The following is a 16867-nucleotide window of genomic DNA, read 5'->3' as shown; positions in this document are numbered from 1 at the left end:
GCGGTCAACGCACCCCACCTCGTCGCCCTCGTCCGCGCCGGCGCCGTCTTCGAAGCCGGCCAGCTCGTCGAACGACCCACCACCACACCCGTCAACCAAGCCGCCTAACGATCACCATCCACAGGTCTTGACAATTCCTCGTGATAACGACCCGCATGACGGCTTCCTTCCGCCGGAGGCAGACCGCGGTCGGACGGAGGCTAGTACGTCAGGGAACCAGTCGCCACGGTGATACCACCGGCTCACGCGGTTATGGACCACGGGTACAGACACCGGCTGGCTACCGGGAATTCAGGACAGCCGCCAGTTGCGCGCGCGAACGCAGGCCCAGCTTGGCGTAGACATTTCCCAGGTGGTATTCGACCGTGCGAACGCTCAGTACCAGTTCGTCCGCGATCTTCTGGTTCGACAACCCGTCGCCGGCCAGGCGCGCCACGTCCGACTCCCGCCGGGTCAGACCACGCACCCGGCCCGGCAGCATGAGGACCGGCGTTGGTGTGGAGGTTGGGGTTGGGGTTGGTGACCTGACCCGAGGCATGGCGTCCATGCACGCGGCCAGCGCGGTCTCGCAGGAGGTCAGGTACGGCGTGGCGCGCAGCGAGGCGAAAATGTCCCGGGCGGAGGCGAGGACCTGTGCCGCCTCGCCGAGCCGACGCGCCCGGCTCAGAAAACGACCATGGGTGAGATCGAGTAGTGCCCGGTCGAACGGCAGGCGCACGCTGAGAGTCGTCGCCACCGCGCGTTCGTATGCCCCCATGGCGGCTCCGGCCCGCCCACTCGCCCATTCGATCGCGACCCGCGCCCGCGCCGCGGCGAACCCGGTCAGGCTCATGCCCCGTTGGGAGACCGACCGCTCGAGGGGGGCGAGTATCTTCTCGGCCTCGTCGATGCGACCGACACAGGCCAGCGACTCGGCGTAGAACACCCTCCAGGGAAGACTGACGGGTTGGACCGGGTCGTCCGCCGGATGCGCGACGAACCATTCCAGCTCGTCGACAACACGAGTGTGCGCGCCGAGGGCATGCGCGACGCGGGCTCGCGCGATGCGCACAAACTCCTCGGCACGGCCGCCGGTCAGCGCGACACGCAGGTGCTCGACTCGAGCCACATGCACGCCGGCCGCCTCGGGGTCGCGCGCCGCGAGCGGTTGGATCATGGCGAGCAGGCACCACAACGCCAGCCACGCCTGGCCGGTCTCGACGGCCGCCGCCGCGGCGGTCTCGGCGTGCGCAAGCGCGTCATCCCAGTCACCCAGGCAGAACTCGACCAGGGCCAGATGCGCCAGTGCCACCAGTCCGACCGGCGCCGCCGGGTCATCACCGTTGTGCGCCTCCGCCGCGGCCCGCAGAATCGTCCGGGCCTGGGCCATCTCGTCGGTGGACGCCTTGTACACCCCCCGGACCAGCAGCGCCAACTCCCGTTGATGTTCGCCAGCCGCAGCGTCGCGTTCGACGGACTCGGCAACGGCCCGCGCGTCCGCGAGGCGTCCCGACCACAGGTAGGCGGTCAACGCCAGATAGGGAAGGCTGCTGGGCTGGCCGCCGCTGGACCCGCCGGCCAACTGTCGAGCGAGCAAGGCCCGGCGGGCCCACGACGCGCCCGACCGGAATGATCCGTAGCTCAGACCGACGATCAGTAACGCCTCGCAGACCGCGCTCGCCATGGCGGGGTCGCGTGCGGTCGCGGTCCGGACGTCGGTGGCGTCCGAGGACTCGGCCTGGGGTAAGGAGCGGGATCGGACCTGGGGCCGGGACCCGGCTCGAGGCGCGGTCAGTTCCGCCCAGGCCCGCAGGAGCCTCGCCTCACCGGCGACGTAGTCGCCGCGAACCAGCGCGAGCCGCCCGTGGAGATAGTGGTATCGGGCGCCGTCGGCGAGCGGTTCCGTGTCCTCGAGCTGGGCCACCGCGCGCGCGGCGTCTCCAGCGTGGAGCGTGGCGTCAAGCGCGTCGACGAAGCGTCTCTCTCGGGTTGGGCGATGAGACGTGAGGCGAGCGGCATCAAGGAGCAGATCGCCGACGGCCGCCCACCGCCCTCGGGAGGCTTCCTGCCCAGCGGCCTCCACCAGGTCACCAGCGAGAGCGTCGTCGGTCAGCGGCGACGCGGCCACCCGGTGCCGAAGCGTGTCACGCGGATCGTCAACGATGTCGGCGGCGCCGCGGTGCAGGGCACAGCGACGGATGGGACCGAGGTCATGGTAGACAGCCGCTCGGATCAGTGGGTGCGCGAAGGCGATACGTCGGCCGAGCGGGCCGTGGCGTTCGGCGAGCAGCCCGGAGGCGACCGCCGGTTCGAGCGCGGCCAGGCCATCGGCGCCGTCCCCGCTGACGTCGTCGATCTCGGCGAGCCTGAGCGCCGCGGCCAACGAGCAGACCTGTCCCAACACGGAAGCGGCGACGACGAGCCGCCGCGTCGGCTCGGGGCAGGAGGTAAGGCGCGCGAGCACCACCAGCCCGAATGATCGGGGCGCCGGTAGCGGTCCGTCGTCGTCGGCGCGCAGCACGTCCTCTGGCAACTCCTCGAGCAACGCCCGGGCGTGCAGCGGGTTGCCGACCGTGGCCTCCTGCAGCCGCTCGGCCGCGCGCGCCGACAGCGGAACCGCCCGAACAGCCCGACAGAGGTGACCAAGATCCACCGCGGGCAGTCCGGACAGACGCAACCAGACAGCGCTGTCCACCAGCACCCGACGCAGTCCGTCGGCGAGCGCGGCGTTCTGACCACTCCGCATTGTCAACAGACACAGGACCTTCTCGCGCCGCAGGCGGCGTAACGCGAAAGCCAGCGCCCGCTGCGACGCGACGTCGGCCCACGCGACGTCATCAACGACAAGGACCAACACCCGATCGGCAGCGCCACCGTTCGCGAGCGCGGCCCCACCGTCCGCGAGCGCGGCGGCAAGCGCGGCACCGACCCTGGCCGAAGCCTGGAACGACTCCGCGCCGCGGGACAGGCCAGCGAGCCCCGCGAGAGACGGCGGCACGCGCTCGGGCGGTATCCCGGCGACGAACTGCTCGATGACGCCGAAGGGGACCGATCTCTCGGCCTCGTCAGCGCCCGCCAGCAGCGTGACCTCCTCGCTCAGGCCCGCGACGAACCGGCGTGCCAGGGCGGTCTTACCGATGCCGGCATCGCCGTCGATAACGACCAGACCCAGCCGACCTGTTCGTGTCTCGGCAAGCAGGGCGGCCAGAACCGCCAGTTCACGGTCCCTGCCGACGAGGTGATTCATCCCGTCACAACCCCTGTTTTCCGGCACGACGAGGGTCACTTCGGTAAATAGTTCCAAAAATTGGTGAAGTACTCAACGAACACCCCCTTCAGAATGCGCGCGGTGACGCCGGAAACAAAGATACTCGGGGCATTCCGCGCCACGCGCGGTCCACCCGTGGAATTCGACCGTGGACATGGCCGCCAACGAATCGATCGTATCCGTCCACGCGCCGCCGGCCACCGATTTTCAGGCACATCCCACCTCGGCCGAAGCACCCCCCGCGCCGATACCGGTCACTGAGCCGGGCCGTTGACCGGACGGCGGCCCGACTGGTCAGGCCAGACAGGGGTCCGCCATGATGATTGACCGAATCACGCTGTCAGGGACGTCGGTCGAGACGAGGTCGTTGAGGTCGGGTGTTCCGGCCGCACTGCCCGACTCGACCTCCCACCGGCCGTCCGCCTGCTTGCGGTAGACGACATCTCGTTGATCAATCTTCTGGTTGCCGAGTATGTCGCGTTCACAACGGCCGACGTCCCACCGCATCGTCAGCGTCTCGCCCGGCTTCTTTGCGGCAGCGACGTCGCGGATCTTCTTGCGCCAGACACCGAAGTTGAACCGGCCATCAAGGCCGACCGCCTTGTCGGCCGAATTGCCCGGGTCGAGGAACCACGCTCCGAGGTCGTAGAGGATTCCGTGTCCGCTCGGGCTGTCGAACGGCACGTAGCCCTCCTTGGCCGCCTGGTCCTTGATCCGCTTTTCGACGGCGCGGCCGTGTGCCCACCCGACGATGGGAAGCGCAATACTCAGCACGCCGCCGACAAGGCCGCCGATGCCGCCGCCGCCTCTCTTGGGCGTCGGCGTGGGCGAGGCTTCGGGGGCGAGCGCGGGCTCCGGGGCCACCGCCGGTTTCGGTGTGGGTGTGGGTGTGGGTTCGAGGGCCGCCGACTTCGGAGCGGCGGCGGGCGCCGGCTCGGCCACGGGCTTGGCCGCGGGCTTGGCCGCGGGACCGGATTTCGTTGCCGGACTGGGCTCGGGCGCGGGGCCGGACTCGGCCGCCGAGGGGGCGGCCGACGGTTCGCCGACGGCGGGAGAGCCCGCCGCGGGGGTCGGGCCCAGGGTCACACCGCGCACGAGCCGCGCGGAGGTCGCCGGCCGATTGCCCTGGAACGCGCTGGTGGAGGATGTCTTCGGGCTGGCCGTGGTGCCCGGCACCGTCATCGACTCGCGTGCGGGAACGTAGATTTCCAGGCGTTCGACCCCGAACTCGTGGGCCGCCTTCGTCAGCGCTGTGTCGCACTCAGGACAGGGAACCTGGTCGACGGCGACCATCATGGTCCCGCCCGCTGTCTGGGCGCCGGGCTTGACGCTGCCCCTGAGCGCCCCGATCGCGCCCTGCTCGCCGTGCGGCGTCGACCTGCTCGTGTAGGCACCAAGGCCGACGGCGACCTGGTTTCCCCTGGCGTCGACAATCTGGATCGCCGCATAGGTCCGATAGCCATAGCCCGTCGGCTTGCCGACCAGGTTCGGATCGATCGACACCGGCCCCGTCGTGCTGGTGCCGAATCCGCGCTGCGCGAGCATGGTGTCCATCAGCTCGTCAGGAGTGAGGGGCGGAAGGCCACCAGTCGGACCGCTCGGGCCGCCGGGCGCGAGCGCGACCCCACGGGCTGTTCCCTGGGCCCGGTCGGCCGGATGGCTGGCCGCCTGGCCCTTGCTGACCCGGTCGGCCTGGAGATCCGCCGCCGTCTCGTGAGACGCGGCGGCGTCCAGCGCCGGCGCCGGCCCGCCGAGCCGTTGCTGAACGACGTGGGCGAGCTCGTGCGCGATCAGGTGGTCGCCCGCCACGGTTCCCGGAACGTAGCGACCGGCGGCGAAGGAAATCTGCTCGCCGTGGGTGAAGGCGGCCGCGCCGAGCGCGCTCGCCGTTCGCGCGGCCGCGGCGTCAGTGTGCACCCGCACGCCGCTGAGATCCGTAGCGAAGCCCGCTTCCATTCGACGTCGGGTTGCCTCGTCCAACGCGTTGCCGGACGACGGTGTCGCCACGGCCAGGTCGGTGGCCGCGGCCTGGCCGAGGGTGAAGGAGCGCCGCGCGTGGACACGCGCCAGGGCTGGACGAGGCCGCCCAGCGGTCGCGGTCCGCGGCACCGATGGTGCCCGCTCACGAGTCATCAGGGGCCTCCCCTACCGATGGCGTCATCGCGGTGCCCGGCCACCGGTCAAACCCGGGTGACAGACCACAGTCCACGCGGCGGAATGCGGCAACCGTACTCCCGCCGCAAATCCAGCGCCGGCCATTTCTCACCGACGCCGCAGTCGGGTCGACGACATAGCCGGGTCGACTCTCGGGTGGTTCCCATTCAGAGCAGGGCGTTCTGCATCGCGAACAGCGCCGCCGCGCCACGGGTCGACACACCAATCCTGGGGTAAGAGCGTGTCTTGCGTGGACCTCCGGATATAGATTCGATCATGGATGTGTTGGCGAGCAGCCTCGCCGGGCGGCTGGTCCCGAGTGATCTGTGGGAGCTGGCGAAGTCGTTTTTGCCCCGGTTCGAGACGCGCCGGCAGGGTGGGGGGACGCCGGTGGAAGCAGGCGACGCGATACGGGCGATCGGCCCGCTCTCGTCTTCACGTAGCGGGCATGAAGCTCACCGTCAGCCGCGTCGGCCGAAGTTCTCGCCGAAGAAGGTCCCGACTCCGATTGCCGCGATGACGTACAGCGCGCCGGGCGGCGTGACGCCGATCAGACCGCCGAGGATGGTCAGCGCCACCACGGCGAGCACAGCACCCACGACAAAGCCGAGGACGGTCTTGAGGCGGTCGAAGGACGACGAACCTGACGGGGAACCGGGTACCGACGGGGAACCGGGTACCGACGGGGAACCGGGTACCGACGGGGAACTGGGTACCGACGGGGAGGGGGGTTTCGGCCGGGACACCGGCGGGGTGGAGATCTTCGGCCGCTCGTGGGTTCCGGCCCGGAACGGCTCCGGCGGCGTCGGCTTGACCGCCGGACCAGTGGTCGCCGACGGGGCCGCGTCGGCGCTGGCCGCGCCCGGCTTGGACGTGATCACAGGCTTGGGAGCGATCATCCGACGGGCGGTCAACGTCGCGCCCCGCACCACCGCCAGGTCGGGCTCGTCGACCTTGAGCACCCGGCGCCCGGACCGTCGGGCCAGTTCCCGCCCGACCAGCGGGCTCATCGAACTGCCGCCGACCGGCGCTACCGCGTCGACGTCGCGCCAGCCCAGACCCAGGTCGGCCAGCAGGCCCTCGCAGGTGTCGATCGTCTCCCGGACGTACCGGCCGGCGATTTCGTCCACGCGGTAGCGCGTCAGCTCAACCATGGTCGGCGGCTTTGTCTGCCCGACCAGTTCCGTGACCGACTTCCGGGTGGACAGCTCCCGCTTCAGCCGTTCGGCCCGGTCCCGCAGGTCGAGCCGTTGCCGTAGGACATCCAACGCGTCCGACGCGAGGAGCTCCTTGATCGGCGGGTAGGTGACGGCGAGGTGGGCGAGCAGGTCACGGTCGATGTCGCTCCCGCCGACGTCGAGGCCCTTGGTCCCCAGCGCCTCCCGGGTGCCGTCCGCCTGCTGCTCGACGACCGCGCAGTCGAACGTCCCACCGCCGAAGTCGTAGACGAGGATCCTTCCCGGCCCGCTGAAGTCGTCGGTACCGAAGGCGTGCTCGGCCCCGGCCACCGGCTCGGGAACCAGTCGCAGGACGGCGGGGTCGAAGCCGGCCGCGCCCGCCGCGTCCAACATCAGCCGCCGCCGCTGGTGCTCCCACGACACCGGCACGGTGATGCAGACCCGCTTCACCTTGCCCGGTACCTTCTCCGCGGCCAGGTGACGCAGATGCCGCAGCACCTCGCTGACCAGCTCGACGTTGGTCAGCTCCTGGTCGCCGAGCCGCTTCGGCGTGCGGTCCGCGATGTCGCCCTTGAACCCGTCCCGGTAGGCCTCGATACGGGTGTGGCGCATCCGCCGGGCCCGCTCGCCGACCGCTATCGTGCCGTCCGGGCCAAGGAAGACCGCCGTCGGCATGGAGACGCGGCTGCGGTCGGCCGGGTCCTGGATGGTCACCACATCGCCGCCCGGCCGACCAACCATGATCGCCGAAGTCGACATCCCGAAGTCGATCCCGTACACCAGTGCCACAGCTCATCCCGTTGCGAGTCATGAAGCATGAGTGAGCCTTCGTCTCGCAGCCACCGTCGATGTGGTGGCGCTCCCGGTCTGACCGGCCGCAGCCGTGCCGGGTTCCCGTTTCACAGCCACCTGCCGCGCGAACGCGGTCTTACGGTCGGCTCCGCGGGCGTTTTTCGTCTCCACCGCACTGGCGGCGACGAGGTGTTTGAGGTTGATCGCGGCGTTGGTGTCGCGGTCGAGGACCAGCCGGCAGGACTGGCAGTGGAACATGCGGTCCGACAGCGTCAGGCTTGGGTTTCGCCAGCCACAGCCGGAACAGGTCTTCGACGACGGGTACCAGCGGTCCGCGACGACGAGGGTCGAGCCGTACCAGCCGGTCTTGTAAGCGAGCTGACGGCGGATCTCGGCGAACCCGGCGGTCGCGACGGCCTTCGCGAGCCGGCGGTTGCGGACCATCCCGGCCACGTGGAGATCCTCGATCACGATCACGTCGTGGGACCGGGCGAGCCGGGTCGTGAGCTTGTGCAGGCCATCGCGGCGCTGGTCGGCGATCCGGTTCTGGACGTGGGCGAGCGCGGCGGCGCGCTGGCGGCGGCCGGCGGAGCTGGGCTTCGACCGGGCGTAGGCCCGCGACGCCCGGCGCAGTTTCCGTTCGGCCCGCTGGTAGTGCTTCGGGTTGGCCACGCTCTGTCCGGTCGACAGGACGGCGAGGGTCTTCACTCCCAGGTCGACCCCGACCGGGCCGCCCGTGCGCTGCCGCCAGGACGGCCGGGCGGGGATCTCGCGTTCGACCTCAACGGTGAACGAGACGAACCAGCGGGCGGCCGTGCGGGACACGGTCGCGCCGAGCAGCCGCGCCCGCCCGTCGGCCAGCCGGGACGCGAGCGCGGCCATCGGCTCGTAGACGTTGACCCGGCCGATCCGGGGCAGCTTCACGGACGTCTCGCTGGCTGGGCCGTAGGCGCCGGTCGTGTAACGGAACGAGTCGCGGCCCTTCCCGCGCTTTTTGAACCGGGGGAAGCCGACCTGTCGGCCCTTCCGTTTCCCTTTCCGGGAGTCGGTGACGTTCTTCAGCCCACGGGCAAGTTGGTCGAGGCCGGCGGAGAACGCCTCCTTCGAGCACTCGCCCCACCACGGGGCGACGTCGTTCTTCGCCGCGTTCCAGGCGAGGCGCAGCGCGGGCAGCGTCCACGGGACCGGGGTGAGCAGATCGCCGGTCAGGCCGTAGGACTGCTCGGCGGTGCGCTGCGACAGCGCGGCCTTCACCCGGGCCAGACCCCAGTTGTAGGCAAACCGAGCCGCCCCGGCGTGCCGGCGCAGGCCGGCGAGCTGGACCTGGTTCGGGTCAAGAGCGAACCGGTACGCCTGCAACGCCTTCACGCCGGGCCGTCTCTCGTCGCCTCAGCGACCGCACGCTGGGCCCGGTTCGCGGCGGCACGACGGCCGTACAGCCGGGCGCACATCGAGGTAAGGATCTCGGTCATGTCCCGGACCAGATCGTCATCGACCTCGGCCGGGTCGACCACCAGCAGCTCGCGGCCGTTCGCCGCAAGCGCGGCCTCAACATACTCGGCACCGAACCGGGCGAACCGGTCGCGATGCTCCACGACGATCGTGGACACGCCCGGGTCACGCAGCAGGGCGAGGAACTTCCTCCGGTGGCCGTTCAGCGCCGAACCCNCCTCGGTGACCNCCCGGTCGACAGGAAGACCCCGCCCTGTAGCCCAAGCGGTGACCCGGGCGACCTGCCGGTCCAGGTCCGGTTTCTGGTCAGCGGACGACACCCGGGCGTACACGGCGGCCAGCCCGGCCGGCCGTTCGGCGGCATCAGGCTCTACAAGGATCAGCCGGCCCACTCGGCGGGCCGGTACCGGCAGCTTGCCTTCCCGGAACCAGCGGTACGCGGTGACGTGGTGCACGCCCTCACGCTCAGCCCACTGCTTCAAGTTCACTCATGCATCATACTGCGCACTCAAACCGCAGCAGTTGGCACCCCCGTCGTGCGCCGTGTTCTTGTCGTCCGTTGGCGCCGGCCGCGACGGTCGGCGCAGGTGTCCGGCCGCCGCGCGCAGGCCGTCCAGCCGGGCCCGGAGCGTCTCGTAGCCGGCTTGGCGTTGCTCGAGTTCGGCCTGTCGCCGGNCCAGGTCGCGTTCGGACCGCTTCTTGTTCTCGCGTAGCCGCCCGACCGACTGGTTCAGCGACTCCCGGGCGAGCGTGACCTGCTGGTTGAGCTCCTGGCGGACCACATGGGTGATGTCGGTCAGGGCCTCGTCGAACGTGCGCAGGGCCCGCTCGCGGTTGGTCCGGACGGTCTGGTCGAGGTGAGACCGGAGCTGGGAACGCCGCTCCTGCGCCGCCCGCTCATCGTCGGCCTGCACGGTCTCCCGGTAGCCGGCGACCGAACCGGAGATCAGGCCGAACAGCGCGCCGAGGGCTCCTCCGATGACGGTGCCGATGCCCGGCATCACGGCCGTGCCGACAAGCGCTCCGCCCACCGCGCCGCCGGTGTAGAACATCCGCCCGGCCTGGACGGCCCGCGACGCCTTCCGCAGCCCGGTCGAACCGGCCGACACGGTCAGGTGCGGGGCCGACACCCGGGCCGTGAACCCGCTGCCGGACGCCGCCGGCGCGGTCAGGGTCAGCGCCGTCCGCGTGGCGAAATCGGCGCAGACATACTCAGCCAGCCGCATCAGGTCGCCGTTGGCCGCGTTCACCGCGTCGACCATCGTCGCGCTGACGCTGCCGACCAGCGCGTCCGGGTCGGCGTCGGCCTTGACCGCATCGTGGATCTGGGTCCGGATCGCCTCGAAGTCCTCGTCGAGCCGGCGGCGCACCGGCCGGGACTCGGTGCGCAACGCGTGGGCGAGCTCCTCCCGCCAGCCGGCGGTGTCCGACTGGAGTCGCCGGGCCTGCTCGGTCGCCGCGACCAGCTCTGCCTCGATCTTCTTGGGCTCACCACCGGCAGCCAGCGCGGCCAGCTCGTTGGCGACCGGAGCCGCACCCAGCGCCAGCGCGCTGTCGAGGGCGTCCAGGGCCCAGCCGAGCTGGGCCGCCCCACAGCCCGCCGCCAGACCGCCCCAGAGCTCGGCTTCCAGCTCGGGGAAGCCGGACTCGGCGACCAGCTCGGCCGTCAGCTCCTCGTCCGGCTCGGCGGTGGCCTGCTGCCGGCGGGCCGACGACAGCGCGACCACCAGCAGCTCGTCCGCGTCGAGCCCGGTCCGGCCCGCGACCCGCCTACGCGCCTCGTCGACGATCGCCGTGGCCGACACCACTTTGTCGATCATGGTCACGGCAACGACGACCACCGGCGACCGCTCCAGTGCGTCAGACAGAAAGTCGAGCTCCCGGCTGGACAGCGGCGCCATGGCCGAGGTCACGAACAGGATGGCGTCGGCGTTGGGGAGGAACGCGTAGGTGGCGGCGGTGTGCTCGGCGTTCATGCTGCCTATGCCGGGCGTGTCGACCAGCACCAGCCCGGTCTCCAGGGACGGGATCGGAGCCGTGATCTCGACCAGCTCGACCTGCCGCTGGTTGCCCGGGTTCGCCTGCTCGGTGACGAACTCCCGCACCTCGGCCAAGGTCAGGTCAACCCGCCGCGAAGGCCGGTCCGGCTTGGTCGCGTCCCGTAGCCAGGCGACGGCGGACTCCCGCTCCCCCCAGGCCAGGGTCATCACGGCACAGGTCGTCACGTCGACGTCGACCGGGAACAGTCGCGGTCGCTCCAGCAGAGCATTGAGCAGGCTGGACTTCCCCCGCCGGAACTCGCCGCAGACGACGACCCGGTAACGCCCGGCGGCCAGCCGGTCCCGCCCAGCGGTGAGCATCTCCCTGGCCGCCGCGGACAGGTCACCGCCGACCACGTCCAGCAGTTCCGGGAAGAAGGCCAGCACCCGGTCCCGGAGCTGGTCGAAATCGCTGTCGGTCACGCGGGCTCGTTCCCCTCAGGCGCGGCGTAGACGACCACCTGCTGGGGGCGGACGATCTGGTCGCGCCACAGGTAGCCGGGTCGAACGGTCTCGGCGATGCGGCCCTGGTGTCCGGCATCCGGCGCCGGCCGGGACGCGACGGCCTCGTGCCGGGCCGGATCAAACGGTCCCTCGTCGGCGACCCAGGTCACCTCGCAGTGGCTGATCATGGTGCCGACCCGCTGGGTGATCCAGCGGGCGAACGCGGCCGCGGCCGCGGGGTCGGCGATCGCCTCGTCATCGGTCAGGTCGACCAGGTTGTCGGCCACGGCAATCAGGTCGTGGACGACGACCGGCGGCCCGGCGTCGTCGATCGCGGCCAGCAGGTCTGCCAGGCGGTCGCGGTCGGCGGCCAAGCGGTCGCGGTCGGCGGCCAGACGGTCGCGGTCGGCGGCCAGCTCCGCGTAGGCGGCGGCACCGGCTTTCGACTCGGCCCGGGCCGCAGTCAGGTCGGCCACCAACCCGTCGGCCCGGCTCCGCAGGTCCCGCAGCTCGTGCCACGGTGACAGCACTCGACGGGTACTCACCCGACCACCACCTCACCATCGGACCTCGGCCGGGCTGCGCCGTGGGCCAGCCGTTCGTAGCTGCGCAGGACGGTCCGCGCCGCCCGGACCGTCTCCCGGTCCAGCAACGGATCGGCGCTGCGGCCCGCCCACCACCGGATCCGGGCCGTGGCCGCAGCGAGTTGGTCGGCCGCAGACGCGGCCGGGTCCAGACCCAGCCGGGCGGTCGGCTCCTGCCCGTACTCGCCGGTGACCCGCAGCAGCTCGTCGCGCTCGACCGACGAAAGATCCAGTTCCTGGGCGTAGAGCGCGGACAGGACCGAGAGCTCGGCGAAACTGTGGTCGTTGGATCGCAGGTTCTCCACTCGCCCGGCCAGGGCATCGACCGCAGCCGGCACCGGGCGCCCAGCCTGGCGCGCCTCGCGGCGCAGCCGCACGATCGCGTTCTCCAGGTCCCGCAGGCCGCCGTCCATCTTGATCAAGGTTGCCCGGTTACCGAAATGGTCGACGATCAGGGAACGCAGCCGCTCGACGCCGCTGTCGGCCAACAGCCGTTGCCGCACCTCGGCCTCGCCCAGCCCGTCCCGCAGGTAGCCGCAGGCCCGGTGGATCCCCCAGGCACCGAGCCGCAGGATCAGGTCCCGCCGCTGCTCCACCGGCACCCGGATGCCGGGCAGGGATTCGCGGGTGGCGAAGAACGCGGTGTCGCCGAGCCGCAGGGCCAGCCTTTTCGGGTCAGCGGCGGCCAGGTCGGCCAGCACGTCGAACGATGCGGCCGGCAGGGTCTGCGCCCCCTCGGCCACCAGCCCGGCCACCGGCACGATCGCAAAGAACAACCGGGCCAGCGCCGAGCGCTGGCCCAGCCGGGCGGCGATCTGGCTGGCCGCCGCCATCGGGTCGTAGGTCATCGGGTTGTGGTCACCCGGCAGGTCCGGCTGCGGTGGCCAGTACTCGTCGCACCGCGACAGCACGCCGAACGCCTTGAGCGCAGTGACCGTCGCCGCCGAACCGGACCCGACGAACTCGGTGACGACCCGCAGGTCCCGTTCGTGCGGGCTGCGCGCGAACAGGAAAAGCACGGCGTCCGCCCGGTTCACCTCGGCCGCGCTGTCGGCGTGCATGCCGGCCTCGGTCCGGCCGATCGTGGCCAGCGTCTCGGCCCGCCGCTGCGCCTCGGGGTCTCCGTACGTGCCCAGCGCGTCGTGGGTGTTCGCAGCGTCGACCCCGTCGACACTGCCCAGGCCGGGCGTGTCGACCAGGCGGAAGGTCCGCAGCAGCCGGTGCGGGAGCCCGAGTTCGACCGACCGGATCGCCCTCAGATCGGCCAGCCGCTCCGGGTCACGCACCGTCCACCGGTGCAGGTCGGCCGGGTCGACCTCGACCGAGCGGCCGTCCTGGTACCGAACGACGGCCGCCGGCTCGTCCGAGTAGACCAGCTCATTCACGTTGAAGGTCAGCTCGAGCTGGCCGGTCGCCGCGACCGTCTCTCCGAGCAGCGCGTTGACCAGGGTCGACTTCCCGCGTTTGAGCTGGCCTGCGACAGCGACCCGCATCGGCTGGTCCAGCCGCTCCTGAGCCTGGCGCAGGCAGCGGGCCACCGGCTCAGCGTCGTCCAGCCCGGCCAGCCGGTCCGCGTTGTCTGCGAAGAATCGGCCGCCGCCCGGGCTGCTGGCGTCACCGTCAGAAGTCTTCATCGCCCAGGCCGTCAAAGTGGTCGTCGCACGCGTCGTCGTTGTGGGCGTCGTCGTTGTGGGCGTCGTCGTCGTGGTCCGGCTCGAGCTCGGCCGGGTCCTCGCCGTGCAGGTAGTCGTCGTGTGTCTCGTACACATAGCCCAGCGCGTCCTGGTCGGGGTCGGTGACCGTCACCCCGTCGTCGAACTCGACGTCGTCCAGATCGCTCATGTGGCCGCCCTCCGCGCCCTTGATGTCGTGTGGCCCGACCACCCCCCGGTCAGCCGGGCCGGGCAAGACCGTAACCAGGACAGCGGTTCCCGGAGCCGCAGTTCATCGGCATGATGAGTACCGGTTGTCCCGTCCTGTCCTTCCAGGACAGCCGGAACGGGAGGAATCGCCGACGTCACTGAGCGGACGGACGACGCTGGGGGAAGTCCGCAGCCCACCGAGGAACGGAAGCGATGTCGCACACGGGGGAAACATCGCCGGAGGACCCGGACGGGGTCTCCAGCTACCAGGATCTGCACGAAGCGATCACCGGCCTGTGGGGGCGGTCCAACGACCGGTCGGTCGAGTCACGGACCGGCCTGTCCAAGACCACCATCAACGACCTGCGCAACCGGCGCCGTCGGCTCACCGAACACTCGGTGACCCGCATCGTCGAGGCCTTCGACCCGGCCCGACGCACGGCCTGGTTGGCCGCCTGGCACCGGCTACAGCGCACGGCCGGGCTGGGACCGGAGCCCGCAGCCGGGCCGGCCGGAGCCGAAACGGGAACCGCACCCGAACGCGAGACCGGCCGGAGCCCGGACGAGACGCCGGCGACGGTCGTCGCGGACCCGTCACCCGCCGATCCGGCCGAGCCCGACCCGGCGTGGCCTGGCGAGAGGCAGCCCGGAGAGAGGCGACCTGGCGAGAGGCAGCCCGACAAGGGGCAGCCCGGAGAGAGGCGGCCCGGAGAGGGGCGGCCGGCGCGACCGACCCGGACGCTGATCGGCGCGGCGATCGGCCTGCTCGGGGTGGGTCTCGGCGCCGGCATCGGCCTGGGCGCGCTGCTGTTCGGCGGCGGCACCGCCCCGACCGCCACGCCGGCCCCGCCCACCGCGGCTGGCCCACACGGCTGCTACAACCTGCCACTCAAGACGACAGCGACCGTTGTCGACCAGCGGGGCTCCGACCAGTACGGCGTGCGGGTCTCCGATGCCTCCTACACCTACTACGCCTCCTGGAACCCGTCGTTGGAGGTAGGCGGCCGGCTGTCGGCACCGGTGCCGGCCGGCAAGGAACTCGTCGGCGCCGGCTGGGCCGATCCCGGCACGACCGACTCGACGCCCCGGCACAACCCGGGCAACGGCCGCTACTACCCCGGGGACGTGCTCACGGTCTCCGACCAGCTCTGCTTTCGCGGGCCGCGCGGCGTCGTGGGCTACCCCGGCTATCCCGGGATCACGACCCGGATCTCCGTGATGCTGGTCGACAAGGGCGGGGCGACGGTGCTGGCCCGCGACGCCGAACGGCTCGACGGATTCACCGACCGCGACCTGGCTATCCGCGGGGCCGACATCATCGGCTACTTCGACGTCCCGTCGGCGCCGATGACGCCGCCGGACAGCTGATCCGCCGGCCGGGCCCACACCGAGCCACGCTGGCCCGGCCCCTGACTGCCGCCTCCTGCTGGTAAGTGGCACCCTGCCCCGCGGACGAAGATCGAAAATAGCTGAAACCGCTGTCTCACAATGGTTCTCAAGCGAGAAATGATCGCCGGAAATCGGTCGAAATCGCCCAGAAGTGGAACCGCTCCGGGTACCGACCGGGTACCCGGAGGGCCTTCCCGCTTGATCACTGGGGGCGGACGGAGGTTACTCTGCGTGCGGCTGCCCGCAAGGTCCACCCCGGACTGGATGGTTACTCTTCCTACCCGTCTGCGGACCCAGCCGTCTCGGCAAGCGGTGACACACACGCAGGGCCTCTCCAGCGGACTGGCCGGGGTGCGCATCGACGTCGACCGGCTCACCCGGATCTCGGGCGAGGTTGCCGACCCGGCGATCGCTGGCGCGCTCGACGCCGCGCTGGAGCTGCTCCGCGACGCCGGCGCGGCGATCTGATCTTACCGCGGGCGGGATTTCGGCCCGCTCATGGCCCGCTCGACGAGGATGGGGCGGCCCCCGCTGCCGGTGGCTTCGCGACCAGGTGGAGATCGCCCTTCCGACGCTGGATGCGCCAGCCCTCGGGCGTCCGGGACAGTCGGTCCAGGTGCCGCCCGAGTAGAGATATCCCCAGTCCGCCGTCGGGGCGCCGTTCCACCACCGTCCACATGACCTCCGCCGTCGCGGTATCACCGGCGAGGATCACGTCGGGGCTGGAAATGATGTGGAACGAGGTGCCGAGCCCGGCCGTGAGGGTCCGGGCCATGAGTTCCTGGATGGCCTCGGGTCCCTTGGCCCGCCCCATCGGTCCCAGGAGGACCTCACCGTCCTCGGCGAACAGGGCCGCCAACCGCTCCCAGTTGCCCTGATCAAGATGCCGGCCGTAATCGACGAATAATTGATGGATCGCATCGCGGTCCTCGAGCCGTTGAAGACGGTCCTCAAGACTTTCCATGGTCACCTCGCACTGTCGAAACGTCTGAGCAGCGCTGACCATCATCAGCGTCGCACCGCCGGGTGGTTTCGGTCGAGCAGCTCATCGACGACCTGTGTCCGGAGCAGCCCCCGGCCCGGGCGGCGGCCACGGTGCCGGTCTTCGTCTCCCGGCTGCGCCGGCCATCGGACCAGAGCGTCCCGACTCGTCACACGCCCGGCACGATGCGCATGTCACGAACGGCGCCGCCGTCGAGGACGGCCAGGGCCTTCTGGTAGGCGGGGCTGTCGTGTGCGGTCCGGGCAGCCTCGACCGAATCGAACTCGATAAGCACGGTGCGGGTCTTCTCCCCGGCCTCGTACGTCTGCTCGGGAAGACCCCGGGCTACGAAGGTGCCGCCGGCCGCACGCAGCGCCGGGCCGGCCAGCTCGGCGTACGCCGCGACCTTGCTCTCATCGACGATCTCCTTGTAGATACTGATCCAATAGGCAGTCATGACACCATCGTGCCCGAGGACGGCGCACAGACGGGTCTCAGCCCCAGGACGATCGGGCCAAGGACAGGCCCTGGAGCCTGGGTGAGGCCGTCGATGATGCGCTGACGCACCGGGGAACGCCCGATGCCCCGGCAGGAGAAAGCGGCACCGCCCTGAAGGGCGACGCCGCTTCTGCTGATCTTGCTAATTCGGCTGCCTCACCGAGCACTGCCCTGGCGGGCCAAGGTTCGAGTAAGGCTGTCGTGGTGGACCTAACGCACCACAATAAGAACCGTTTGATCTTAGTT

13 protein-coding genes and 2 pseudogenes are annotated in these 16867 nt (G+C 70.9%); 2 read left to right on the top strand and 13 right to left on the bottom strand.

The window, feature by feature from the left end; genetic code table 11:
- Positions 1 to 280 precede the first annotated feature (280 nt).
- The 11 genes and pseudogenes from FF36_RS25570 to FF36_RS35090 form a co-directional block, all read right to left on the bottom strand.
- Positions 281 to 3226, bottom strand: coding sequence for a helix-turn-helix transcriptional regulator (locus FF36_RS25570; RefSeq protein ID WP_044887726.1), 2946 nt, complete (start codon positions 3224 to 3226; stop codon positions 281 to 283).
- 315 nt (positions 3227 to 3541) lie between these two features.
- Positions 3542 to 4801 carry a hypothetical protein gene (locus FF36_RS36155; RefSeq protein ID WP_242422857.1) on the bottom strand — a complete coding sequence of 420 codons (1260 nt, stop codon included), beginning with the start codon at positions 4799 to 4801 and terminating at the stop codon, positions 3542 to 3544.
- Positions 4802 to 5011: 210 nt separating this feature from the next.
- A pseudogene (locus tag FF36_RS40145) lies at positions 5012 to 5380 on the bottom strand (eCIS core domain-containing protein); the annotation flags it as partial.
- A 482-nt stretch (positions 5381 to 5862) separates the two neighbouring features.
- Entirely contained in the window at positions 5863 to 7368 is a 1506-nt protein-coding gene (locus FF36_RS25560; RefSeq protein WP_044887725.1) for an Hsp70 family protein, read from the bottom strand.
- A gap of 18 nt (positions 7369 to 7386) precedes the next feature.
- A complete protein-coding gene (gene tnpB, locus FF36_RS25555; RefSeq protein ID WP_044887724.1) occupies positions 7387 to 8739 on the bottom strand; it encodes an IS607 family element RNA-guided endonuclease TnpB in 1353 nt (450 codons plus the stop codon).
- A pseudogene (locus FF36_RS39025) lies at positions 8736 to 9039 on the bottom strand (IS607 family transposase); the annotation flags it as partial. The gene tnpB and the pseudogene FF36_RS39025, both read right to left, overlap by 4 nt.
- Positions 9040 to 9052: 13 nt before the next feature.
- Positions 9053 to 9311, bottom strand: a 259-nt coding sequence (locus FF36_RS39015) for a recombinase family protein (protein ID WP_242422856.1), incomplete at its 3' end; no start/stop codon positions are given.
- Positions 9312 to 9499: 188 nt separating this feature from the next.
- Positions 9500 to 11183 (bottom strand): dynamin family protein (locus tag FF36_RS41175; RefSeq protein WP_422615116.1); only part of this gene is annotated, 1684 nt, incomplete at its 3' end.
- A 98-nt stretch (positions 11184 to 11281) separates the two neighbouring features.
- Entirely contained in the window at positions 11282 to 11851 is a 570-nt protein-coding gene (gene grpE, locus FF36_RS31780; RefSeq protein ID WP_082122221.1) for a nucleotide exchange factor GrpE, read from the bottom strand.
- Positions 11848 to 13524 carry a dynamin family protein gene (locus tag FF36_RS25535; RefSeq protein WP_044887721.1) on the bottom strand — a complete coding sequence of 559 codons (1677 nt, stop codon included), beginning with the start codon at positions 13522 to 13524 and terminating at the stop codon, positions 11848 to 11850. The genes grpE and FF36_RS25535 overlap by 4 nt, the downstream gene beginning before the upstream one ends.
- A complete protein-coding gene (locus tag FF36_RS35090) occupies positions 13511 to 13732 on the bottom strand; it encodes a hypothetical protein (RefSeq protein WP_128423386.1) in 222 nt (73 codons plus the stop codon). The genes FF36_RS25535 and FF36_RS35090 overlap by 14 nt, the downstream gene beginning before the upstream one ends.
- A 233-nt stretch (positions 13733 to 13965) precedes the next feature.
- Here FF36_RS35090 and FF36_RS25525 point away from each other — a divergent pair, with 233 nt between their 5' ends.
- Positions 13966 to 15120: a hypothetical protein gene (locus FF36_RS25525; protein ID WP_044887719.1), complete on the top strand. Its 1155-nt coding sequence runs from the start codon at positions 13966 to 13968 to the stop codon at positions 15118 to 15120.
- Positions 15121 to 15453: 333 nt separating this feature from the next.
- Positions 15454 to 15609: a hypothetical protein gene (locus FF36_RS35595; protein ID WP_157866983.1), complete on the top strand. Its 156-nt coding sequence runs from the start codon at positions 15454 to 15456 to the stop codon at positions 15607 to 15609.
- Between the two features lie 28 nt (positions 15610 to 15637).
- Here FF36_RS35595 and FF36_RS25520 read toward each other — a convergent pair whose 3' ends face one another.
- Positions 15638 to 16105: a nuclear transport factor 2 family protein gene (locus FF36_RS25520; RefSeq protein WP_044887735.1), complete on the bottom strand. Its 468-nt coding sequence runs from the start codon at positions 16103 to 16105 to the stop codon at positions 15638 to 15640.
- Between the two features lie 187 nt (positions 16106 to 16292).
- A complete protein-coding gene (locus FF36_RS25515; protein WP_044887718.1) occupies positions 16293 to 16580 on the bottom strand; it encodes a DUF1330 domain-containing protein in 288 nt (95 codons plus the stop codon).
- Between the last annotated feature and the right edge of the window lie 287 nt (positions 16581 to 16867).

The sequence above is a fragment of the Frankia torreyi genome (genome assembly GCF_000948395.1).
Taxonomy (GTDB): Bacteria; Actinomycetota; Actinomycetes; order Frankiales; family Frankiaceae; genus Frankia; species Frankia torreyi.
This window is presented reverse-complemented; position numbering and strand designations above follow the sequence as displayed.